The organism is Variovorax sp. GW822-FHT04E09 (genome assembly GCF_058800845.1).
In genome coordinates this window covers 423,413-446,287 of sequence record NZ_JBXAMR010000003.1, presented here as the reverse complement: position 1 = coordinate 446,287, position 22,875 = coordinate 423,413, and the positions used below count along the sequence as shown (strand labels likewise).

Sequence of the window (22,875 nt, the reverse complement as noted above, 5' to 3'; positions counted from 1 at the left end):
TCCCGCGCCCTGCGCGCGGGAGCCATTGTTTTTTTGGTACACACTTCGCCCATGCGCATCGGTATTTCAGTCCTCTCCCACGCGGGGCAGAACATCTGGGAAAACGGAATGGGACAGAACGTCCTGTTCCTGGCCCGGCTGCTGCAACGCATCGAATTCGTCGAGTCCGTCACGCTCATCGACGCGGGCGACCAGCAGGCGATGCCGCCGCAGGTCGACCTGTCGGCCATGGGGCTCACGCTGGGTCGCGCCCGCGAGCTGACCGACGCGCTCGACGTGGTCATCGAGATGGCCGGCGCGCTCGACGTGCAGTGGCTGTCGTACTTCCGCGCCTGCGGCGGGCGCGTGGCCTTCCACGGCGTGGGGCAGCCCTTCGTGGCGCTGGCCGAGCCGATCGTCTTTGCCGACAAGGGGCACTTCGGCGCCACCGACCGCTGCGACGAGATCTGGCTGCTGCCCAAGGACACGGCCTTTGCGCCGATGATGCGCACGCTGCACCGCTGCCCGGTGCACGAGGTGCCGTACCTGTGGTCGCCGCAGTTCCTGGCGCAGCGCGTCGACGAGGTGCAGGCGCAGGGCTTTCGCTTCGGCTACCAGCCGCGCACGGCGCAGCAACCGGGTTTCCGGGTGGCGATCTTCGAGCCCAACATCTCGGTCGTGAAGTCGTGCAGCATCCCGATGCTGATCAGCGACGGGGCCTACCGCGCCAACCCGGAGCACGTCGCGGCGATGCACGTGCTCAACACGCTGCACCTGAAAGACCACCCGACGATGCTCTACCTGGCCAACTCGCTGGACATCGTGCGCCAGCACAAGGCCACCTTCCACGGGCGGCATGACTTCGCGGGCTTCATGGTGCAGCACGCCGACGCGGTGGTGTCGCACCAGTGGCAGAACGACCAGAACTACAGCTACCTCGACGCGCTGTACGGCAACTACCCCCTGGTGCACAACTCGCCCTGGCTGCGCGACGCCGGCTACTACTACCCCGACTTCGACATCGCCGTCGGCGCCGAGCAGCTGGCTGCAGCCGTGCGCGGCCACGACGCGCAACTCGATGACTACCGCGCGCGCAGCCAGCGCGTGTTCGACGCGATCGATCCGATGCACCCCGCCAACATCGACGGCTACGCGCAGCGGCTGTTGAACCTGGTCGGCGGCGATCCGGCGTTCCGTGCCGGCAACGCGAAGGTGGCCGCATGAGCGAGGCGCAGAACCCCACCGCAGGCCCGCGCGCGGCCGCTGCACCGACCCGCCTGAAAGTCGGCGTCTCCATCTTCATCCGCAAGGGCGAGCAGAGTCTCTGGGAGAACGGCGTCTACCAGAACTGCCTGTTCCTCGTGATGCTGCTGCTGCGCTCGCCCTGCGTCGAACGCACAGTGCTGGTGGCCGGCGGCGGCGACGGCGGCCCGGCCGACGCCACCAACTTCCTGGCCGACTCGCCGGTGCCGATCATCGACATGGCCACCGCCGCGCAGGAGCTCGACCTCATGATCGAGATGAGCGCGCAGCTCGGGCGCGACTGGTCGGTGGCGTTCCGCGAGCGCGGCGGAAAAATCGTCTCGATGCGCGTGGGCAACGACTACGTGATCGACATCGAGCGCATGACCTTCAACAAGCCGCACGGCATGCTGGTCAGCGGCGCGCCCTACGACGAGGTGTGGACGCTGCCCGAGTACGAAACCTCCTGCAAGCCGTACTTCGCGAGCACCTTCCGCGCACCCACCAAGCTCATGCCGCACCTGTGGAGCCCGATGGTGGTCGAGAAGGCGATGGCGCGCGGCGCCGAGGGCAAGCGCTTCGCCTACGAGCCGGGGCGCAAGCAGTGGCGCGTGGCCATCTTCGAGCCCAACATCTGCATGGTGAAGACCAGCTTCATCCCGATGCTGGGCTGCGAGTCGGCGCACCGCGCGCAGCCGCGCCTCATCGAGAAGATGTGGGTCTACAACAGCTTCCACCTGAAGGACAAGCCGAACTTCGTCGCTTTCGCTCAGAGCCTCGATCTGGTGCGGCACGGCCTGGCGACCTTCGAGGGGCGCTTTCCGCTGTACCAGGTGCTGCCGGGCGCGATCGACGCGGTCTTTGCGCACCACTGGGAGAACGCGCAGAACTACCTCTATTACGAGGCGCTGTACGGCGGCTGGCCGCTCATCCACAACTCGCACCTGATCGGCGACTGCGGCTACCGCTACCACGGCTTCGACTGCGAGGAGGGCGGGCAGGCGCTGCGGCGCGCATTCGCCGAGCACGACGCCAACCTGCCGGCCTACCGCGAGCGCGCCCGCGCACTCATCGCGAAGCTCGACCCGGAGGGCGAGGAGAACGTGCGCCTTTACTCGGCGGCCATCGAGAGCCTCTACGCGTGAAGGCGACACCGATGAACGTCCTCGCCCGATCCACCGTTGTAGCCTGCATGCTCGCGATGGCCGGCAGCGCGCTCGCGCAGGGCGTGCTGGCCCCGCCCGCGGCGCCGCAGGACACGCTCACGCGCGCTGCCGCCAGCGTGGGCGTGCAGCGCTGCCTGCCGGCCATCACGCGGCTGGCCACGCTCACCGTGCAGGGCAGCCGGGCGCACGACGTGCTGCTCGACTGGGACCGCAAGCGCCCCGACGCTGGCCCGGTGTTCTCGCTGGTCGGCATTCAGTACCCGAACGCGGGCGTGGCCGCGTCGATCACCGCCATTCCCGACGACAGCGGCGCCTGCACCGTGGCGGCCGAGCGCATCTCGGTCGCGCCCTTCACCTGCGCCAGCGTGGCCGAGCAGGAACTGAAGAACTACAAGCGCACGCCGCTGCTGCCGATCTACACGGTCTACACCGATGACAAGGAGCCCACCTCGTCGGTCTCGCTGATCGATTCGCCGCCGGGATGCCTCGTGATTCGCCGCTATGTCGAGTACGGCTGGCGCGATCCGAATGCACCCGTGCCGGCCGCCGCGCCGGCCGGGCAGGCGCCCAAGCGCCGCTGAGCCTGCGGGGCGCGCGAGCCCGTCTCCGACACGCGTGAACGCCCTTGGCCGGCCCGGTGCGGGCCGGTGCCGTCCAAGAATGGACGCATGCCGCGCGCTCCGGTGCGGCGCAAGGAGACCCCATGGCACTGGCGACCCTGATCGGCCGATGGGCGATGCAGCCTTTCTCCAAGGCCCTGCCGCCGCTGGGCGACACCGAGCGTGCCGCGCTCGAGGCCGGCACGGTCGGGTTCGAAGGCCAGCTCTTCGCCGGGCGCCCCGATTTCGATGCGCTGACGGCCGCCGGCCCCAACCAGCTCAGCGCGCGCGAGGAAGCCTTCCTGGCGAACGAGGTGCCCGCGCTGTGCCGCATGCTCGACGACCACGCCATCGACCAGGCGCACGACCTGCCGCCCGAGGTGTGGCGCTTCCTGCGCGAGAAGCGCTTCTTCGGAATGATCATTCCCGAGGCCTTCGGCGGCCTGGGCTTCGGGCACTACGCGCACGCGACGGTGGTGGCGCGCATCGCGAGCGTCAACGTGGCAACGGCCGTCACGGTGATGGTGCCCAACTCGCTCGGGCCGGCCGAGCTGCTGCTGCGCTACGGCACCGACGCGCAGAAAGACCACTACCTGCCGCGCCTGGCCGACGGCCGCGAGCTGCCGTGCTTCGGCCTGACCTCGCCCTATGCGGGCTCCGACGCCGCCGCCATTCCTGACCGCGGCGTGCTCGTCGAGCGCGAGTTCCAGGGCCGGCGCACGCGCGGCTTCCTGGTCGATTTCGACAAGCGCTACATCACGCTCGCGCCGGTCGCCACCGTGGTCGGCCTCGCGTTCCATGCCGTTGACGAGAGCCGGCCCGAAGGCCAGCGCGAACTCGGCATCACCTGCGCGCTGATTCCCGTGCCGCACGAGGGCATGGAGATCGGCCGACGCCACCGCCCGATGGACAGCGCCTTCATGAACGGCCCGATCCGCGGCCGGCAGGTGTTCGTGCCGATGGACTGGGTCATCGGCGGCGAGCCGCAGGTGGGGCAGGGCTGGCGCATGCTGATGGAGTGCCTGGCCGCGGGCCGCGCCATCTCGCTGCCCGCGCTGGGCTCGGCCATGCAGCAGACCGCGCTGTACGTCAGCAACGCCTACGGCCAGATCCGCGAGCAGTTCGGCCTGCCGGTGGGCAAGTTCCACGCGGTGGCGGGGCTGGTCGCGCAGATGTCGGCGCAGCTCTACGCGACCGATGCGGCGCGGCGCTTCACGGCGGCCGCGCTCGACAAGGGCGAGCGGCCCAGCGTGGCCAGCGCGATCCTCAAGGTGCAGCTCACCGAGGCCGGCCGGCGCGCGGTGAACCAGGGCATGGACATCCTCGGCGGCAAGGGGATCATCTCGGGCCCGTCGAACCTGCTCGGCGTGGCCTACCGGCAGGCGCCGATCGCGATCACGGTGGAGGGCGCGAACATCCTCACGCGCGCGCTCATCGTGTTTGGCCAAGGCGCGGTGCGCTGCCACCCGCACGTGCTCGACGAGATGGCGGCGGTGCAGGCGAAAGATGAAACCGCGCTCGGCCGGGCGCTCATCGCGCACGGCAGGCATGTGGCGCGCAACCTGTGGCACAGCCTGTTCGGCGCGCCAGTGCGCGGCGATCCGCCCGGGGCGCTGGCGGCCGAAGCGCGGCTCATCGCACGCATGAGCGCCAAGTACGCGCTCACCGCCGACCTGGCCATGGGGCTGCTCGGCGGCAAGCTCAAGCGCATGGAGCTGCTGTCGGCGCGGCTGGGCGACGTGCTGGCCCACCTGTACCTGGCGAGCGCTTGCGTGTGGCGCTACCGCGTCGATGCGGCGCCCGAACTGCTGCCCTTTGCGCAGGCGGCGATCCGGCTGCAGCTGGACGAGGCCGGCAAGATCCTGCGCGACCTGTACGCCAACCTGCCGACACCGGGGCGGCGCCTGCTCGGTGCGCTGGTGCTGCGCCGCACCGCGCACCTGGCGCCGCTGCGCGACGTGCAGCTGATGGCGCTGGCCGAGCTGCTGCGCACGCGGCCGGACGTGGTCGCGCGGCTCGTGCCCGATCTGGCCGAGCCCGGCCCGGGCGGCCTGCGCGACCTGATGCAGGCGATGGCGCTCGGCGCGCGCCTGGGCGACGAGACGGCCGCGCTCAACAAGGTGCTGCGCCGCACGCGCTCGCTCGACGAGGCCGCGCGCTCGGCCAGCGACCCCGCGCTGGCGCTGGCCTACCTGCAGGCGGCCGACAAGGTCATCCAGGTCGACGACTTCGAGGGGCCGGCGCGCAACGCGGACGGCAGCGCCGGCCTCAGCGCGCCTGCTGCGCCGCCAGTGCCGTCAGCGCCGCCGCCGTCTGCTCGTCCGCCGGAAAGAACGACTCCACCGCGAGTTCCTGCAGCGTGACGTCCACCGGCGTGCCGAAGATGGTGATGGTGCTGATGAAGCTCAGCACGCCGCTGGGCATGACCACCTGGAACGGCACGGCCACCGCCGACAGCGCGGTGTCGAGCAGCGGCGCGTCGTGGCTCACGGCCGGCGGCGGGTAGCCTTCCAGCTCGTCGTGCAGCGCCTGCAGCACGGTGTCGCCGGTGGCGGCGATCTGCTGCTGCAGCCGTTCCAGCAGGTGCGTGCGCCATTGCGCCAGGTTCGCGATGCGCGGCGCCACGCCCTCGGGGTGCAGGCTCAGGCGCAGCACGTTGATCGGCGGTTTCAGCAGCTCGGCCGAGCAGCCTTCCATGAGCAGCGGCACCAGCGCGTTGTGCGCCACCAGGTTCCAGTGCCGGTCCACGGCCAGCGCGGGGAAGGGCTCGTGGCCCTTCAGCACGAGGTCGATGGCGCGGCGCGCCGAGGCCATGGCGGGGTCGTCCAGCGAGCGCTGGCGGTACATGGGCGCGAAGCCGGCCGCCACCAGCAGCGCGTTGCGCTCGCGCAGCGGCACGTCCAGGCGCTCGGCCAGGCGCAGCACCATCTCGCGGCTGGGCGCGGCGCGGCCGGTTTCCACGTAGCTCAGGTGGCGGGTCGAGACCTCGGCCTCCTGCGCCAGGTCGAGCTGGCTCAGGCGGCGGTGGGTGCGCCAGTGCCGCAGGTGGGTGCCGAACGGATCGCGCGCGCCGGGAAGGCCGGCGGCGGCGGCCTTGGACGAATGGGTGCGGGGGGTGTTCATGGAGCCGCATTCTGGCGCGGCGGCGGCGCGGCGCCATGACCTCCCAGGTCATCGACGCGATCCACGCCCGGCGGAATCATCGACCCCAACGCAGCAGGACTGGCCTGCAGCGTACCCACCCAGGAGATTCACATGTCTGTTTTCGCTTCCCCCCGCTTCCTGTCGAACGTGATGTGGGCCGATGCCGCTTCGTGCGCCGCGACCGGCGCGCTGCAGGTGGCGTTCACCGACGTCCTCGCCTCCCTGACCGGTCTGCCGGCCTGGCTGCTCATGGGCACCGGCGTGTTCCTGCTGGCCTATGCGGCCGCCGCCGCCTTCATGGCCAGCCGCGCCACGCCGCCGCGCACGCTGATCGGCCTCGTGGTCGTCGGCAACTTCGCCTGGGCCGTGGCCTGCGTGGCGCTGCTGGTGAGCGGCGTGTTCGCGGTCACCGCGCTCGGCACGGCCTGGGTGCTGGCGCAGGCGCTGTGCGTGGTCGTGCTGGCCGAGCTGCAATGGACCGGCCTGCGCCGCACGCGCGGCGGCGCCCGCATGGCAATGGCCTGAACGCCTGACTGTCCGCTCCATGCCCGCCGCACCCCGTGCGGCGGGCGTTTTCGCTATGAGAACGATAGTTCCGGGAGAGCCCGACAAGGAAGACCGACTACAGCCACTGACATCGAACCTCGCTATCCTTGAGAGGCTTCCACGAACACACAGGAGTCTTCTCATGGCCAAAGCCCCGGCGCACGCGTTTGCGTCCACCCTCAAGACCTTCAAGACCGCGTCGGGCAAGTCCGGCAAGTACTGGTCGCTGAAGGAACTGGCCAAGCAGTACCCGTCCGTGGAGCGCCTGCCGGTATCGATCCGCATCGTGCTCGAGTCGGTGCTGCGCAACTGCGACGGCCAGAAGGTGTCGGCCAAGCACGTCGAGGAACTGGCCCACTGGGCGCCCAACGCCGAGCGCACCGACGAAATTCCCTTTGTCGTCACCCGCGTGGTGCTGCAGGACTTCACCGGCGTGCCGCTCCTGGCCGACCTGGCCGCCATGCGCAGCGTGGCCGCCAAGCTGAACAAGTCGCCCAAGACCATCGAGCCGCTGGTGCCCGTCGACCTGGTGGTCGACCACTCGGTGATGGTCGACTACTACGGCACGCCCAAGGCGCTCGACCTGAACATGAAGCTGGAGTTCCAGCGCAACAACGAGCGCTACCAGTTCATGAAGTGGGGCATGCAGGCCTTCGACACCTTCGGCGTCGTGCCGCCGGGCTTCGGCATCGTGCACCAGGTCAACCTCGAGTACTTTGCGCGCGGCGTCTACAAGAGCCCGGCCGACAAGAGCGACACGCCCGTGTACTACCCCGACTCGCTGGTGGGCACCGACAGCCACACCACCATGATCAACGGCATCGGCGTGGTCGGCTGGGGCGTGGGCGGCATCGAGGCCGAGGCCGCCATGCTGGGCCAGCCGGTCTACATGCTCACGCCCGACGTGGTGGGCTTCGAGCTCACCGGCAAGCTGCGCGAAGGCGTCACGGCCACCGACCTGGTGCTGTACGTCACCTCGATCCTGCGCGCCGAAAAGGTGGTGGGCAAGTTCGTCGAGTTCTTCGGCCCCGGTGCCGCGTCCATCGCCGTGCCCGACCGCGCCACCATCGGCAACATGGCGCCCGAGTACGGCGCCACCATGGGCTTCTTCCCGGTCGACGAGATGACCGTGGCCTACTTCGAAGGCACCGGCCGCACCAAGGAAGAAGTGGAGCGCTTCGCCGCCTACTACAAGGCGCAGGGCCTGTTCGGCATGCCCGCACCGGGTGACATCGATTACACCAAGGTCGTCAAGCTCGACCTGGGCACCGTCTCGCCCAGCCTGGCCGGCCCCAAGCGCCCGCAGGACCGCATCAACCTGGGCGACCTGTCGACCAAGTTCGCCGAGCTGTACAGCAAGCCCAACGACGCCAACGGCTTCAACCAGCCGGCCGACAAGCTCAAGCAGCGCTACGCGCTGACGCGCGAAGGCCAGAGCGGCGACACCGAAGTGCCCCCGCCGCCGCCCGGCTCGCCGCGCCCGGTCATCGAGATGGTGGCCAACCGCTCGACCAAGGCCGCGGCCCACACCAGCGCCACGGCGCCGTCGGCGCCCAAGGGCGACGTCACCATCGGCAACGGCGACGTGCTCATTGCGGCCATCACCTCGTGCACCAACACCTCCAACCCGAGCGTGATGCTCGCGGCCGGCATCCTGGCCAAGAAGGCGGTGGAAGCGGGCCTGAAGGTGCAGCCGCACATCAAGACCTCGCTGGCCCCGGGCTCGCGCATCGTCACCGAATACCTGGAGAAGGCGGGCCTGCTGCCGTACCTGGAGAAGCTGGGCTTCTACCTCGCGGGCTACGGCTGCACCACCTGCATCGGCAACGCCGGCGACCTCACGCCCGAGATCAACGAAGCCATCACCAAGAACGACCTCATCGGCGCGGCCGTGCTCTCGGGCAACCGCAACTTCGAGGCGCGCATCCACCCGAACCTGAAGGCCAACTTCCTGGCCTCGCCGCCGCTGGTGGTGGCCTTCGCCATCGCGGGTAACGTGATGACCGACCTCATGACCCAGCCCGTGGGCAAGGGCAAGGGCGGCAAGGACGTGTACCTGGGCGACATCTGGCCGACGCCGAAGGAAATCGACGACAACCTGCGCTTCGCGATGAACGCCAAGTCGTTCCGCGCGAACTACGAGAAGGTCAAGAGCGATCCGGGCAAGTTCTGGACGAGCATCAAGGGCACGACGGGCCAGGTGTACGACTGGCCCACCTCGACCTACATCGCCGAGCCGCCGTTCTTCGAGGGCTTCCAGATGCAGCCGCATGCGTCGGACGCCGGCATCCAGGGCGCGCGGGTCATGGCGCTGTTCGGCGACTCGATCACCACCGACCACATCTCGCCGGCTGGCTCCATCAAGGAAAGCTCGCCCGCGGGCATCTGGCTCAAGGCGCACGGCGTGCCCAAGGCCGACTTCAACAGCTACGGCTCGCGCCGCGGCAACCACGACGTGATGGTGCGCGGCACCTTCGCCAACGTGCGCATCAAGAACCTGATGATTCCGGCGGACGCCAACGGCACGCAGGAAGAGGGCGGCGTCACGCTGTTCCAGCCGGGCGGCGAAAAGATGTTCATCTACGACGCCGCCATGAAGTACATGGCAGCGGGCACGCCCACCATCGTGTTCGGCGGCGAGGAGTACGGCACGGGCTCGTCGCGCGACTGGGCCGCCAAGGGCACGCAGCTGCTGGGCATCAAGGCCGTGGTGGCGCGCAGCTTCGAGCGCATCCACCGCGCCAACCTGGTCGGCATGGGCGTGCTGCCGCTGCAGTTCCGCGGCGCCGACTCGTGGCAGACGCTGGGCCTCACGGGCGAGGAAAAGATCGACGTCGTGATCGGCGGCGAACTCAAGCCGCAGATGGACGTGAAGCTGGTCGTGCACCGCGCCGACGGCACGCACCAGGAGGTGACGGTGCGCCTGCGCATCGACACGCCGATCGAGGTCGACTACTACAAGCACGGCGGCATCCTGCCGTTCGTGCTGCGGCAGCTGCTGGCGGCCTGATCGCTTGATCCGCGTCGGGCTCATCTCCGACACCCACGGCCTGCTGCGCCCGCAGGCCGTGGCGGCCTTGCAGGGCAGCGACTTCATCGTGCACGGCGGGGACATCGGCGACGCCGGCATCCTCGACGCACTCGCCGCGATCGCGCCGCTGACGGTGGTGCGCGGCAACAACGACCGCGAGGCGTGGGCCGGGGCCATCCCAGAGACGGCATTCCTGAAGGTCGGCGACGTGCATGTCTACGCGATCCACGACCTTTCTCAGATCGACATCGACCCCGCCGGTGCCGGTGTGCGTGTCGTGATCTCCGGCCATTCGCACCAACCCAAGGTCGAGGAGCGCGGCGGCGTGCTCTACGTCAACCCGGGCAGCGCCGGCCCGCGCCGATTCAAGCTGCCTATCGCCGTGGCCGAACTGATCGTCGACGGCGACGCCGTCAGCGCGCGCATCGTCGAACTGCCCCTGTGAGCGGGGCGGGGTTGAATACCCCTAATTGAGAATAAATCTTATTTGATGGGGTATCCTCGGGCCGTTCTATGAAAAATGCACCACATCGGGGCATTTTCAAAGAACGTTCTTCTGTTCCGAGATGCTCATTCCCTTTCTCATCATGCTGCGCGAAGGCATCGAGGCCGCGCTGATCGTCGGCATCGTTGCCAGTTACCTGAAACAAAGCGGTCGCGGCGTGCTGATGCCCGCGGTGTGGGTCGGCGTGCTGCTGGCCACCGCGCTGTCGCTCTTTGCCGGCGCCGGCCTGCAACTGCTGGCGGCCGAGTTTCCGCAGAAGCAGCAGGAGCTGTTCGAGGGCGTGGTCGGGCTCATCGCCGTGGTCATGCTGACCACGATGGTGTTCTGGATGCGCAAGGCCGCCCGCTCCATCAAGGGCGAGCTGCACGCGTCGATCGACAAGGCGCTGGCGCAGCATGCCGACGGGCAGGGCTGGGCGCTGATCGGCATGGTGTTCCTGGCGGTCGCGCGCGAGGGGCTGGAGTCGGTCTTCTTCCTGCTGGCCGTGTTCCAGCAGAGCACCGGTTGGGAAGCGCCCGTGGGCGCGCTCGCGGGCATCGCCGTGTCGGTGGTGGTCGGCTGGGGCATCTACTCGGGCGGCGTGCGGCTCGACCTGCGCCGCTTCTTCCGCTTCACGGGCCTGTTCATCCTGCTGGTCGCGGCCGGGCTGCTGGCCGGTGTGCTGCGCAAGCTGCACGAGGCCGGCGTGTGGAACCAGCTGCAGACCGTGGTGTTCGACATGAGCGAAACCCTGCCGATGGACAGCCCCGTGGGCGCCGTGCTGTCGGGCCTGCTGGGCTACCAGGCCGCGCCCGTGGTGGGCGAGGTGATCGTCTACCTGGCCTTCCTGGCCGTGGCCCTGTTCTTCTTCCTGCGCCCGGCGGCTGCTGCGGCGCCGCGCACGGCGACTGCCGGCTGATTTTTTTCCCTGATGTCTTCTTCCTCTTCTTCGTCATCGACGCTCATGCGCGTTGCCGTGGGCGCCTCGGCGCTGCTGGTCGTCGCCGGACTCGCGGCCTTCTGGTACGCCTCGAACCAGGCGCGCAAGGCGCCGCCCAAGGCGGTCGACCATGCCGTCACCGTCACGATCCGCGGCAACGCCTGCGATCCGAACGAGATCACCGTGCCCGCGGGCCGCACGACCTTCACCATCGTCAACCAGTCGAACCGCGCGCTCGAGTGGGAAATTCTCGACGGCGTGATGGTGGTCGAAGAGCGCGAGAACATCGCGCCCGGCTTCTCGCAGACCATGACGGTCAAGCTCTCGCCGGGCGACTTCGCCATCACCTGCGGCCTGCTGAGCAACCCGCGCGGCAAGCTGCACGTCACGCCGTCGGCGGCCTCGCTGGCCGAGGAAGCGCGGCCCTCGCTCGTCAACTACGTGGGCGCGCTGGCCGAGTACCAGGTGTTCCTGCGGCTGGAGGCTGCCACGCTCGACGACGCGGTGCGCGCGCTGGCCGATGCCGTCAAGGCCGGCGACCTGGCGCAGGCGCGCGTGCTCTACGCACCGGCCCACCAGGCCTACAAGCGCATCGAGCCGATGGCCGAGCTGTTCGCCGACCTCGACGCGCGCATCAACGCCCGCGCCGACTACTTCGAGAAGCGCGAGGCCGACCCGGGCTTCAGCGGCTTCCACCGCATCGAGTACGCGCTGTACGGCCAGGGCGACGCGAAGGCGCTGACACCGGTCCTCGACCAACTGCTGGCCGACACCGAGACGCTGCAGGCGCGCCTGCGCGAGCTGAGCGTGCCGCCCGAGCGGCTCGCCAGTGCCGCCTCGAAGCTGCTGCGCCGCGTGGCCGACAACCTGCCGGCCGGCGGCGAAGACCACTACGGCCACGCCGAGCTGGTGAACCTGCAGGGCAGCTACGAAGGCACCAAGAAGATCGCCGACCTGCTGCAGCCGCTGCTGGTGAAGGCCGCGCCCGCGCAGCAGAAGGCCGTGGACGAGCGCTTTGCCGCCTTCGACGCCGCGCTGGCGCCGTACCGCGCCGGCGAAGGCTTCCAGCCCGCGCCGCTGGACGACGCACAGCGCCAGGCGCTGGCCGTGCCCGTGCGTGCGCTGGCCGAGGAACTGGGCAAGGTGAACGCCGCGCTCGGTCTGGAATGAGTTGAGAGAGAACGACGACCCCATGGAACCGACGAAGAAGAACGACACCGCTCCTGCCTCGCCGCACCGCCGCCGCATGCTCGGCGCCGCGGGCGTGGCCTTTGCCGGGCTCGCCGCCAGCGCGCGCGCCGGCGCGGCCATTCCGGGCCCGCCCGACACCGGCGCGCAGGTCACCGACGCGCCGCAGAGCACCCACACGCAAGACCGCGTGCCCTTCCGCGGCAAGCACCAGGCAGGCGTCGTCACGCCGCGCCCCACGGCCGGCATGATCGCCTCGTTCTACGTGCTGGCCGAGAACCGCGCCGACCTGGAGCGGCTGATGCGCACGCTCACCGAGCGCATCGCCTTCCTCACGCAGGGCGGTCCGCAGACCGACCCCGACCCCAAGCTGCCGCCCGCGGGCTCCGGCATCCTCGGCCCGGTGGTGCAGCCCGACGGGCTCACCGTGACGGTGTCGGTCGGTGCCTCGCTGTTCGACGAGCGCTTCGGTCTCGACAAGAAGAAGCCGCTGCGCCTGAAGCCGATGCAGCGCCACCCGAACGACGCGCTCGACGCCGCGCTGTGCCACGGCGACCTGTCGATCCAGTTCTGCGCCAACACGCCCGACACCAACATCCACGCGCTGCGCGACATCATCAAGAACACGCCCGACCTGCTGGTGCTGCACTGGAAGCAGGAGGGCTCCGTGCCGCCGATCCCGGCCGTGGCGGGCCAGCCCGCCGAGAGCGCGCGCAACTTCCTCGGTTTTCGCGACGGCTCGGCCAACCCCGACTCGGCGGACGACACGCTCATGAACAAGCACGTCTGGGTGCAGCCGAACGGCGACGAGCCGGCCTGGGCCGTGGGTGGCAGCTATCAGGCGGTGCGCATCATCCGCAACTTCGTCGAGCGCTGGGACCGCACGCCGCTGCAGGAGCAGGAGGCCATCATGGGGCGCCTCAAACCCAGCGGCGCGCCACTGGACGGCGGCAAGACCGAGCACGACGTGCCCGACTACACGAAGGACCCCGAAGGCAAGGCGACGCCGATGGACGCGCACATCCGCCTGGCGAACCCGCGCACCAAGGCCTCGGACGCCAACCTGATGCTGCGCCGGCCCTTCAACTATTCGAACGGCGTCACCAAGTCGGGCCAGCTCGAAATGGGCCTGCTGTTCATCTGCTACCAGGCCGACCTCGAGAAGGGCTTTGTCGCCGTGCAGACGCGCCTCGATGGCGAGCCGCTCGAGGAATACATCAAGCCCATCGGCGGCGGCTTCTTCTTCACGCTGCCCGGCGTGCAGGGCACCGACGACTGGCTCGGGCGCAGCCTGCTGGCCGCCTGATCGCTCCCTTTTTCATCACCACCGCACCGCATCCAAGGAGATCCATGACCGTGCAGTTCCGCCGCCGCTTCCTCGCCGCTTTCGTCGCAGGCTTTGCCGGGCTCTACGCCGTCGGTTCGCAGGCCGCCGTGTCGCCGCTCGAGCTGGTCGGTCCGATCTCGGACTACAAGATCTACGTGACGCAGAACGTGCGCAAGCTGGCCGCCGACGTGCGCGTGTTCACCGCCGCCGTGAAGGCCGGCGACATCGAGAAGGCCAAGAAGCTCTACGCGCCCACGCGCACCAGCTACGAGCGCGTGGAGCCCGTGGCCGAGCTGTTCACCGACCTCGACCAGTCGATCGACTCGCGCGCGGACGACCACGAGAAGGCCGAGAAAGACCCGGCCTTCATCGGCTTTCACCGCATCGAGTACAGCCTGTGGACGCTCAAGAGCACCAAGGACCTGAACCCCGTGGCCGACAAGCTGCTGGCCGACGTGCTCGAGCTGCAAAAGCGCCTGGGCGCGCTGACCTTCCCGCCCGAGAAGGTCGTGGGCGGCGCCGCCGTGCTGATGGAAGAGGTGGCCGCCACCAAGATTTCCGGCGAGGAAAACCGCTACAGCCACACCGACCTGTGGGACTTCCAGTCGAACTTCGAGGGCGCCTACAAGATCGTCGAGCTGCTGCGCCCGCTGGTCGTGAAGCAGGACAAGCCGTTTGCCGAGAAGGCCGACGCCAACTTCAAGGTGGTGTTCGACACGCTGGCCAAGTACCGCACGGCCGACGGCGGCTTCGAAACCTATTCGAAGCTCACCGAGCGCGACCGCAAGATGCTGGCCGGCCGGGTGAATACGCTGGCCGAAGACCTGTCCAAGCTGCGCGGGATGCTCGGATTGAACTGAGTCCGGCCCCGCGGGACGCGCTCATTTCCGGCTGACCCGGTACTTTTTGGGGTTGGTCAGGTTTTCGCGAGTGAGAATTGCTAGCATCTGGCTTTTGCTTACTGGCGTGCCCCGGGGTTTCCGGGGGGCGCACCTCCACCGTGCGAAACAACGACCTCGGCGCAGCGCCGACCACCACCGCGCTGAGCCTCGACCAGCTTCCGTCCCATCAGTGGGCCACCGTGCTCGACGTGGCCCGCCCCGACAGCGCGGACGACCGCGAGTTGGTGCTGCGCCTGACCGAAATCGGCTTCGTGCCGGGCGAGGCCGTGCGCATCGTCGCCACCGGCACTCCGGGCCGCGAGCCGCTGGCCGTGCGCCTGGGCCACACCACCTTCGCGCTGCGCCGCCACGAGGCCGCGCTGATCCACGTCACGCCGGGAGCTGCGAACCATGGTTGAAGCCGTCATCCAGGGGCCGGGCCGCCTCGGCGCCACCGCGCAGCCCGCGCGCATCGCGCTGCTGGGCAACCCGAACTGCGGCAAGACCGCGCTCTTCAACCTGCTGACCGGCAGCCGCCAGAAGGTGGCCAACTACGCCGGCGTGACCGTCGAGCGCAAGGAAGGCACGCTGCGCACGCCCACCGGCCGCCGCGTGTTCGTGCTCGACCTGCCGGGCGCCTACAGCCTGAACGCGCTGAGCGCCGACGAAGCCGTCACGCGCGACATCGTCACCGGCCAGGCGCAGGAAGCGCTGCCCGACCTGCTCGTGTGCGTGACCGACGCCACCAACCTGCGCCTGAACCTGCGGCTCGTGCTCGAAGCGCGCCAGCTCGGCCTGCCGATGGTGGTGGCGCTCAACATGACCGACATGGCCAGGAAGCAGGGCATCGCGGTCGACACCGCCGTGCTCTCGCGCGAACTCGGCGTGCCGGTGATCGAGACCGTGGGTGTCCACACCGGCGGCGCGAAGAACCTGCTCGAGGCGCTCGACGCACCGGTCGCCGCCGCGGCGCCCCAACCCTGGAAGGCGCCCGGGCTGGACGACGTGCTCGCTACGCAACGTGAGGTGCGCCGCATCCTCGGCCTGGCCGTGAAGGAGCCCGTGGGCAGCCTGGACACCAGCGACCGCATCGACCGCGTCGTGATGCACCCGGTGTGGGGCATGCTGGTGCTGGCGGTCACCATGTTCCTGATGTTCCAGGCCGTGTTCAGCTGGGCCAACGTGCCGATGGACGCCATCAAGGCCGGCACCGAAGGGCTGGGCAACCTCATCAAGACGCACATGCCCGAAGGCATGCTGCAGAGCCTGCTGGTCGACGGTGTCATTGCCGGCGTGGGCGGTGTGATCGTGTTCCTGCCGCAGATCCTGATCCTGTTCCTGTTCATCCTGGCGCTCGAAGACTCCGGCTACCTGCCGCGCGCGGCCTTCCTGCTCGACCGCCTGATGGGCACCGTGGGCCTGTCGGGCCGCTCGTTCATTCCGCTGCTGTCGAGCTTTGCCTGCGCCATTCCGGGCGTGATGGCCACGCGCACCATCAGCAACTGGCGCGACCGCATCACGACCATCATGATCGCGCCGCTCATGACCTGCTCGGCGCGGCTGCCGGTGTATGCGCTGCTCATCGCGGCCTTCATTCCGGCGCGCGAGGTGGGCGGCATCTTCAATCTGCAGGGCGTGGTGCTGTTCGCGCTGTATGTGTTCGGCATCGTCTCGGCGATGGCCGTGGCCTGGGTGATGAAGCGCTTTCGCGACAGCACGCGGCACTCGCCGCTCTTGATGGAACTGCCGGCTTACCGCTGGCCGAACCCGCGCAACCTGCTGCTGGGTTTGTATGAGCGGGCCTGGATCTTCATCCAGCGCGTGGGCACGATCATCCTTACGCTCACGATCCTGCTGTGGTTCCTGTCGACCTTCCCGTCGCCGCCCGAAGGCGCGACCGGCCCCGCCATCCAGTACAGCCTGGCCGGCATGATCGGCCGCGGGCTGGAGCACATCTTCGCGCCCATCGGCTTCAACTGGCAGATCTCGATCGCGCTGGTGCCGGGCATGGCCGCACGCGAAGTCGCGGTGGGCGCGCTGGGCACGGTGTATGCGCTCTCGGCCACCGGCGACGACGTGGCCAGCGCGCTGGAGCCGCTCATCGCCGGCAGCTGGTCGCTGGCGACCGCGCTGTCGCTGCTGGTCTGGTACGTGTTCGCGCCGCAGTGCATCTCGACGCTGGCGGCCGTCAAGCGCGAAACCGGCTCCTGGAAATACGTGTGGATCATGGCGGGCTACTTATTCGCCCTGGCATACGTGGCATGCTTCTTGACCTATCGCATTGCACTCGCTTTCGGCGCGGGGTAAAACCACAGGGAAAGGGTTGAAGAAGACATGACACAGCAACTGATCGTCGGATTGATCGTCGCGGCCGCCGCGCTCTACGCGGTCTGGCGCTGGATGCCTGCCGGCTGGCGCCGTGGCGCCGCGCGCAAGTTCGCGGCCGGCACGCAGCGCGCGGGCCTCATCGATCAGGCCCGCGCCGATCAGCTTGCCGCCTCGCTGGCCAAGACCTCGGGCTGCGGCTCGTGCGACAGCTGCGGCAGCTGTGCCCCCAAGAAACCCGCTGGCGCCGACCCGGCCGACAGCCACAGCAGCCCCGCGCTGACTTCCACCACGCCCAGCACCGGACACTGAGTCCGATGCCCGCGCACATCCTCGTCGCCGGGGGCGGGATCGGAGGGCTGGCCACGGCGCTGGCGCTGTCCCGCGCCAAGCACCGCGCCGACGTCTTCGAACAGGCCGCCGAGTTCGGCGAAATCGGCGCCGGTGTGCAGCTTGGCCCCAACGCCACCCGCCGCCTTCAACAGCTCGACCTCGGCCGCGGCCTCGTCGCCATCGCGGCGCGCCCCGAGGCGCTGGTGGTCCACAGCGCCGGCAGCGGCGCCGAACTGGCCCGCATGCCGCTGGGCGATGCCATGCAGCAGCGCTACGGCGCGCCGTACTGCTGCGTGCACCGCGCCGACCTGCACACGCTGCTGCTCGATGCCGTGCGTGCGCAGGGCACGGGCTCGCTGGTCACGGCCGCGCGCATCCGGCAGGTCGAGACCAGCGACGACCTGGTCTGCGTCTCGAGCACCGACGCGCGTGCGTGGGAGGGCGAGGCGCTCGTGGGCGCCGATGGCCTGTGGAGCCTGGTGCGGGCGCAACTCGAATCCGCATCTGCCGAAGCGCCGCCGCGCGTGACGGGCCACACGGCCTGGCGTGCGCTGGTGCGGCAGGCTGACCTGCCTGCGGCGCTGCGTCGTTCGCGCGTCGATGTGTGGCTCGGGCCGCGGTTGCATGCGGTCGCGTACCCGGTGCGCGCGGGGGATGCGCTCAACGTCGTTGTGATTGCCGAATCTGCACCGGCTGGCGATGCGCGCGATTGGGATCAGGCCAGCAGCCTTGTCGCGCTGAAGCAGGCGATGGGGCGCAGCTGTGCGAGCCTTCAGTCATTGCTCGATGCGATGCCGAGTTGGCGTGCGTGGACGCTAAGCGATCGGGCGCCTGTGGCTGGACCTGGCGACATGGCGCATGAGCGCGTCGCGCTGGTGGGCGATGCTGCGCATCCGATGGTGCCGTACCTCGCGCAAGGCGCTGGCATGGCGATCGAAGATGCGGTCGCGTTGGCGGATGCCTTGGGTGATACCTCGGCGCTGGGTGTACCGGCTGCGTTCGCGCGCTATGCCGAGGCGCGCTGGGAACGCAACGCGCAAGTGCAGGCGCGGGCGCGTCGCAACGGCGAGATCTTTCATGCCACGGGTGCGGTGCGCTTCGGGCGTGACATGGCGATGCGCTTGCTGGGCTCCCGGTTGCTCGATCAGCCCTGGCTGTACGGCGGCTGATCCAGGGCGCGTGCCCAGGCCACCGGGTACTTCCCTCCGCGAATGTCCCCCGGGGCTTCGCCCTCCTCCTTGATTTCGCTGCGGGAAGCACCCAGTGTCCTGGGCACGGGACGCCGCGCTGGTGTGTAGCCGATCAACAACCGCACTGCCCAACGCTCACGCCGATGGGGTGCCTTGCGCAGCGAAATCAAGGAGGAGGCCGCAGGCCGGGGGACATTCGCGGAGCAAGGTGCCCCGTCGGCGTGAGCGTCGCCCTGAAAAAAATCAGAGCCGGAACGTCTGCAGATGCTCGATGCGCTCGGCCAAGCCTTCCTGCCCCAGGTAATGCCCATGCGTCCCATCGCGCATCTGCGCGAGCGTGGTTTCCAGTTCGACCAACATCGCATCGCGATCCGCCACGAAGGCCGGCGGCACGTCGATGCCGATCTGCGCGCAGGCGTCGGCGATCAGGTGCGCGCTGGCGGGCGCACCGCAGGCCGCGCACTTCACGATGGCCGCCACGGTGGGCTCGGCGCCGTTGTCCAGCAGGGCGCGCGTGAGTTCGGGCGAGATCTGACCGTCGATGTTGCGCAGCACGTCGGATGCCACCGGCGCGCCTGCGCGCACCAGCGCTGCCGCGGCGGCGAAGGCGCTGTGTCCCACGGCCACGTCGGTGGCGAGTGCACTGCCTTCATGCGGCCCTTCGAAGTTCAGGCCTGCGGCGGCAAGTTCGGCGACCAGCGCAGCGTCGTCGGTGGCAATCGCGTGGCGCAGTGCCGCGCGTGCGAGCGCCGGGTGATGGCGCAGCGTGCCGTCTGCAAGCGGGGTGCGCCAGTCGACGATGGCGCGGCAATAGAAGGTGACCAGCTTGTCCATCAGGTCGAGGTCCAGCCCGTAGCCTTCGTGGCGGTCGTCGAGGTAGGCGAGCAGCGCCTGCCCCGAGAAGTAGTCGCCCGTCGGCGCCAGCGGGTCTTCGTCGAGATGCAGCGCCGCGAAGGCGCCATACAGGTCGGCGGCCACGGGGCTCAGGCCGTCCTCGTGCAACGCGTGGGTCCAGGCCGGCGGCAGGCCCTGCTTCCACGCGATGACCTGACCGTGCGTGGCGCCGGGCTCGACCACCGCGTAGACGCGGTCGCAGTACTCGAAGCCGCCGAAGGGCAGGTGCGTGAGCTTGCCGCTCCAGGGCGTGCCGCCGTCTTCGGCTGCTTCCTCGGCGAGTTCCTGTTCGTGTTCGATCCAGCCCTGCAGGTCGCGGTAGCCGTCGCTGCCGTCCCAGAACAGCTCCGACCAGCTGACGCTCTCGACGTTGCCGTTCATCGGCAACGCGAGGTCGTAGTCGAGGCGCCCGCCCGCCGTGTGCTGCCACAGCGCGACCAGCGCTTCCGGCAGCGGGCCGGCGCACAGGGCCTGCACCGCGTCGATCTGCTGCTGCGGCATCGGCGGTTGCGCGTCGAAGATCACGCGATCGGCGAACAGCACGACGCCGTGTTCGCGCAAGGTGGAGAGCTCTTCAACAGAGAACGAGGTGTTGTTGTTCATGGCGGCAGCCTCCGTGTTCTCCAAAATGTAGCGCTTTGCGCCGAGGGAGCAACCCTCGTTCGCCCGGGGCCACCGCGAGCCCCGCATGTCGCGCTACAAGTCGGTGCGCAGCTTCCAGATCTCGGGGAACAGCACCACGTCGAGCATCTTGCGCAGGTAGCTCACGCCCCCCGTGCCGCCGGTGCCGCGCTTGAAGCCGATCACGCGTTCGACCGTGGTCACGTGGCGGAAGCGCCAGAGGCGGAAGGCGTCTTCGAGGTCGGTGAGTTTTTCGCCGAGCTGGTACAGGTCCCAGTGGTCGTGCGGGTTGCGGTAGACCGTGAGCCAGGCGGCCTCGACGCCGTCGCTCGATTCGTAGGGCTGGGTCCAGTCGCGCTCCAGGCGGTCGGCGGGCACGGGCAGGCCGTGGCGTGCGAGCAGGCGCAGGGATTCGTCGTAGAGCGAGGGCGCGCGGTAGGCCGCGTCCACCTGCGCGAGCAGGTCGGCGCGGTGCGCGTGGGGCTTGAGCATGGCGGCGTTCTTGTTGCCGAGCAGGAACTCGATGCAGCGGTACTGCGCGCTCTGGAAGCCGCTGGAGTTGGCGAGGTAGGGGCGCATGGCCGTGTACTCGGGCGGCGTCATGGTCGAGAGCACGGTCCACGCGCTCACCAGCTGTTCCATGATGCGGCTCACGCGCGCGAGCATCTTGAAGGCGTCGGGCAGCCGCTCTTGCGCGATGCAGCGCACGGCGGCGTGCAGCTCGTGCAGCATGAGCTTCATCCAGAGCTCGCTGGTCTGGTGCTGCACGATGAACAGCATCTCGTCGTGCGCGGGCGACAGCGGGTGCTGCGCGTTCAGGATCTCGTCGAGGTGCAGGTAGTCGCCGTAGCTCATGGACTTGCTGAAGTCCAGCTGTGCCTTCTCTTCGTGGACGATGGACTCGGGGGTCTTGTTGTCGTTGTCGGTGCTCATGTCACTGCGTTCTTGCGGTTGAATTCGGCGCGTCGCCACTCGCCGGTCTCGAGCACCTGCACGAGGTGTTCGACCGAGTGCCACACGTCCTCGAAGCCGACATACAGCGGCGTGAAGCCGAAGCGCAGGATGTCGGGCATCTGCGAATCGCCGGCGCGGTAGTCGCCGATCACGCCGCGCGCGATCAGCGCCTGCACGATGGCGTAGGCGCCTTCCTCGCGGCTCAGGCACACCTGCGAGCCGCGCAGCGCGTGGTCGCGCGGCGTGACGAGCGACAGGCCCTGGCCGGCGCAGCGTTCTTCGACGAGGCGGATGAACAGGTCGGTGAGCGCGAGCGACTTGATGCGCAGCGCGGCCATCGCACCGCCGGTGCCGTTGAAGGCTTCGGCGGCCAGCACGGTGTCGAGGCCGCATTCGAGGCCCGCCAGCGCGATGACCGGTTGCGTGCCGCACAGGTAGCGGCCGACACCCGGGGCAGGGCGGTAGTGCGGCGTGAACTCGAAGGGCGCCGCGTGGCCCCACCAGCCCGACAGCGGCTGCTCGAACTGGCCTGCGTGCTTGGTGTTCACCCAGGCGAAGGCCGGCGCGCCGGGGCCGCCGTTGAGGTACTTGTAGCCGCAGCCGATCGCGTAGTCGGCGCCGCTGTCGTTGAGCGCCACGGGCACGGCGCCCGCGCTGTGCGCCAGGTCCCACACGGTGAGCGCGCCCGCGGCGTGCGCGGCGGCGGTGACGGCCTTCATGTCGTGCATGGCGCCGGTGCGGTAGTTGACGTGCGTGAGCATGAGCACGGCGACTTCGTCGGTCAGTGCGGTGGCCAGTTCGCTCGCATCGATGAGCTTCAGCGTGAAGCCGCGTTCACGGCACAGCGATTCGGCGATGTACAGGTCGGTCGGGAAGTTGCTGCGCTCGCTGATCACCAGCTTGCGGCCGCTCGCCTTCTGCTGTGAGAGCGCGGCGAACAGCACCTTGTAGAGATTGACGGAGGTGCTGTCGGTGCACACCACCTCGCCGGGCGCGGCGCCGATCAGGCGGGCCACCTTGTCGCCCAGGCGCTGCGGCAGGTCGAACCAGCTCGCGGTGTTCCACGAGCGGATCAGGCCTTCGCCCCATTCCTTGGCCACCACCTCGGCGATGCGCGCGGGCGCGGCCTTGGGCAGCACGCCGAGCGAATTGCCGTCGAGGTAGAGCACGCCCTCGGGCAGGGTGAATTGGTCGCGCAGGGCGCGCAGCGGGTCTTGCGCGTCGAGGGCGCGGCAGTCGGCGAGGGTCGTCGTCATGGAAGGGAGGGGTTTCAGCGGGGAAGTTCGCGCAGCACGGCGCGCACGGGGGATGCATCGGCGCTCGTCAGCTTGAGCGGCAGCGCGATGAGTTCGTAGTCGCCCTCGGGCACGTCGTCGAGCACGAGGTTCTCGAGCACGCGCAGGTCGAGGTGGCGGATGCGCTGGTGGCTGTCGAGCGTCTTGCTGTCGGCCGGGTCGATGCTGGCGGTGTCGATGCCGATGAGCTTCACGCCCATGGCCGCCAGGCGTTCGACGGTGGCGGGCGCGTAGGCCGCGAGCTGCGGGTCCCAGCGGTCGACGGGCATGGCCGGGTAGGTGCGCACGAGCACGCGCGGGGGCAGCGTGTCGTTCACGGCATGGGCGATGTGCTCCCAGGTGACCAGCGGGCCGCGGCCGATCGCATGGATCACGCGGCACGGGCCGAGGAAGGGCGTGAGGTCGACCTGGCCGATGGTCTGGCCTTCGGGGGCGTAGTGCAGCGGCGCGTCGGCATGGGTGCCCACGTGCGGCGACAGCGTGATCGCGCTCACGTTGACCGGGCAGCCGGGGCCGATGGTGGCGCACCACTGCTGCGAATACGGCGTGTCGCCCGGGAACACCGGGCTGCCGGCGTGCACGGGGGCGGAGATGTCCCAGAGTCGGAGCGGGGCGGTCATGGCGGGCGGCAGGGCGAAGGAAGAAAAAGGGCAGTGTGGGCCGGTTGGAGTCGGTCCACAAGGGGCCGGCGGGTGTCGAATGCTATGCGCAGTGGCTGCCTTGAGTCGAGAAGTTA

The 22,875-nt window shown here is 69.3% G+C and carries 20 protein-coding genes; 15 read left to right on the top strand and 5 right to left on the bottom strand.

Annotated features, from left to right (window positions below):
• Window positions 1-51 precede the first annotated feature (51 nt).
• From AC1RL8_RS14395 to AC1RL8_RS14380, 4 genes are all read left to right on the top strand, one after another.
• A complete protein-coding gene (locus tag AC1RL8_RS14395) occupies window positions 52-1,203 on the top strand; it encodes a DUF2827 domain-containing protein (RefSeq protein ID WP_492684606.1) in 1,152 nt (383 codons plus the stop codon).
• Window positions 1,200-2,366 carry a DUF2827 domain-containing protein gene (locus AC1RL8_RS14390; protein WP_492684605.1) on the top strand — a complete coding sequence of 389 codons (1,167 nt, stop codon included), beginning with the start codon at window positions 1,200-1,202 and terminating at the stop codon, window positions 2,364-2,366. The genes AC1RL8_RS14395 and AC1RL8_RS14390 overlap by 4 nt, the downstream gene beginning before the upstream one ends.
• Window positions 2,367-2,377: 11 nt before the next feature.
• Window positions 2,378-2,968, top strand: coding sequence for a hypothetical protein (locus AC1RL8_RS14385; protein ID WP_492684604.1), 591 nt, complete (start codon window positions 2,378-2,380; stop codon window positions 2,966-2,968).
• Between the two features lie 122 nt (window positions 2,969-3,090).
• Window positions 3,091-5,349 carry an acyl-CoA dehydrogenase gene (locus AC1RL8_RS14380; protein ID WP_492684603.1) on the top strand — a complete coding sequence of 753 codons (2,259 nt, stop codon included), beginning with the start codon at window positions 3,091-3,093 and terminating at the stop codon, window positions 5,347-5,349.
• Here the strand turns inward: AC1RL8_RS14380 and AC1RL8_RS14375 are convergent.
• Window positions 5,255-6,109 (bottom strand): helix-turn-helix domain-containing protein, encoded by an 855-nt coding sequence (locus AC1RL8_RS14375; RefSeq protein WP_369629786.1) that lies wholly within the window; start codon window positions 6,107-6,109, stop codon window positions 5,255-5,257. The two genes, AC1RL8_RS14380 and AC1RL8_RS14375, sit on opposite strands and share 95 nt — an antisense overlap.
• A 132-nt stretch (window positions 6,110-6,241) precedes the next feature.
• Between AC1RL8_RS14375 and AC1RL8_RS14370 the strand changes: the two genes are divergently transcribed.
• From AC1RL8_RS14370 to AC1RL8_RS14320, 11 genes are all read left to right on the top strand, one after another.
• A complete protein-coding gene (locus tag AC1RL8_RS14370; protein ID WP_492684602.1) occupies window positions 6,242-6,655 on the top strand; it encodes a hypothetical protein in 414 nt (137 codons plus the stop codon).
• A 163-nt stretch (window positions 6,656-6,818) separates the two neighbouring features.
• A complete protein-coding gene (locus AC1RL8_RS14365; protein ID WP_492684601.1) occupies window positions 6,819-9,686 on the top strand; it encodes an aconitate hydratase in 2,868 nt (955 codons plus the stop codon).
• Between the two features lie 4 nt (window positions 9,687-9,690).
• The gene (locus tag AC1RL8_RS14360; protein WP_492684600.1) at window positions 9,691-10,152 is read left to right on the top strand and encodes a metallophosphoesterase family protein; all 462 of its coding nucleotides are present in this window, start codon (window positions 9,691-9,693) and stop codon (window positions 10,150-10,152) included.
• 121 nt (window positions 10,153-10,273) lie between these two features.
• The gene (gene efeU / locus AC1RL8_RS14355) at window positions 10,274-11,110 is read left to right on the top strand and encodes an iron uptake transporter permease EfeU (protein ID WP_099795612.1); all 837 of its coding nucleotides are present in this window, start codon (window positions 10,274-10,276) and stop codon (window positions 11,108-11,110) included.
• A gap of 12 nt (window positions 11,111-11,122) precedes the next feature.
• Window positions 11,123-12,301 (top strand): iron uptake system protein EfeO, encoded by a 1,179-nt coding sequence (gene efeO, locus AC1RL8_RS14350; RefSeq protein WP_492684599.1) that lies wholly within the window; start codon window positions 11,123-11,125, stop codon window positions 12,299-12,301.
• Window positions 12,302-12,323: 22 nt separating this feature from the next.
• A complete protein-coding gene (gene efeB, locus AC1RL8_RS14345) occupies window positions 12,324-13,625 on the top strand; it encodes an iron uptake transporter deferrochelatase/peroxidase subunit (RefSeq protein WP_369629780.1) in 1,302 nt (433 codons plus the stop codon).
• A gap of 44 nt (window positions 13,626-13,669) precedes the next feature.
• Window positions 13,670-14,506, top strand: a complete 837-nt coding sequence (gene efeO, locus AC1RL8_RS14340) for an iron uptake system protein EfeO (protein WP_492684598.1) — start codon at window positions 13,670-13,672, stop codon at window positions 14,504-14,506.
• Between the two features lie 140 nt (window positions 14,507-14,646).
• Window positions 14,647-14,946 (top strand): FeoA family protein, encoded by a 300-nt coding sequence (locus AC1RL8_RS14335; RefSeq protein ID WP_070062301.1) that lies wholly within the window; start codon window positions 14,647-14,649, stop codon window positions 14,944-14,946.
• Window positions 14,939-16,834, top strand: a complete 1,896-nt coding sequence (gene feoB, locus AC1RL8_RS14330; RefSeq protein ID WP_492684597.1) for a ferrous iron transport protein B — start codon at window positions 14,939-14,941, stop codon at window positions 16,832-16,834. The genes AC1RL8_RS14335 and feoB overlap by 8 nt, the downstream gene beginning before the upstream one ends.
• 27 nt (window positions 16,835-16,861) lie before the next feature.
• Window positions 16,862-17,164, top strand: a complete 303-nt coding sequence (locus AC1RL8_RS14325; RefSeq protein WP_492684596.1) for a DUF6587 family protein — start codon at window positions 16,862-16,864, stop codon at window positions 17,162-17,164.
• A 5-nt stretch (window positions 17,165-17,169) separates the two neighbouring features.
• Window positions 17,170-18,354: an FAD-dependent monooxygenase gene (locus AC1RL8_RS14320; RefSeq protein WP_492684595.1), complete on the top strand. Its 1,185-nt coding sequence runs from the start codon at window positions 17,170-17,172 to the stop codon at window positions 18,352-18,354.
• A gap of 264 nt (window positions 18,355-18,618) precedes the next feature.
• On the opposite strand, the gene AC1RL8_RS14315 is transcribed toward AC1RL8_RS14320, so the two are convergent.
• The 4 genes from AC1RL8_RS14315 to kynB form a co-directional block, all read right to left on the bottom strand.
• Entirely contained in the window at window positions 18,619-19,872 is a 1,254-nt protein-coding gene (locus tag AC1RL8_RS14315) for an SMI1/KNR4 family protein (RefSeq protein ID WP_492684594.1), read from the bottom strand.
• Between the two features lie 93 nt (window positions 19,873-19,965).
• Window positions 19,966-20,823, bottom strand: coding sequence for a tryptophan 2,3-dioxygenase (kynA, locus tag AC1RL8_RS14310; RefSeq protein WP_492684593.1), 858 nt, complete (start codon window positions 20,821-20,823; stop codon window positions 19,966-19,968).
• Window positions 20,820-22,100, bottom strand: coding sequence for a kynureninase (gene kynU / locus AC1RL8_RS14305; RefSeq protein ID WP_492684592.1), 1,281 nt, complete (start codon window positions 22,098-22,100; stop codon window positions 20,820-20,822). Before kynU ends, kynA begins: the two co-directional genes overlap by 4 nt.
• 14 nt (window positions 22,101-22,114) lie before the next feature.
• A complete protein-coding gene (gene kynB, locus AC1RL8_RS14300; RefSeq protein WP_159273237.1) occupies window positions 22,115-22,759 on the bottom strand; it encodes an arylformamidase in 645 nt (214 codons plus the stop codon).
• Window positions 22,760-22,875 lie beyond the last annotated feature (116 nt).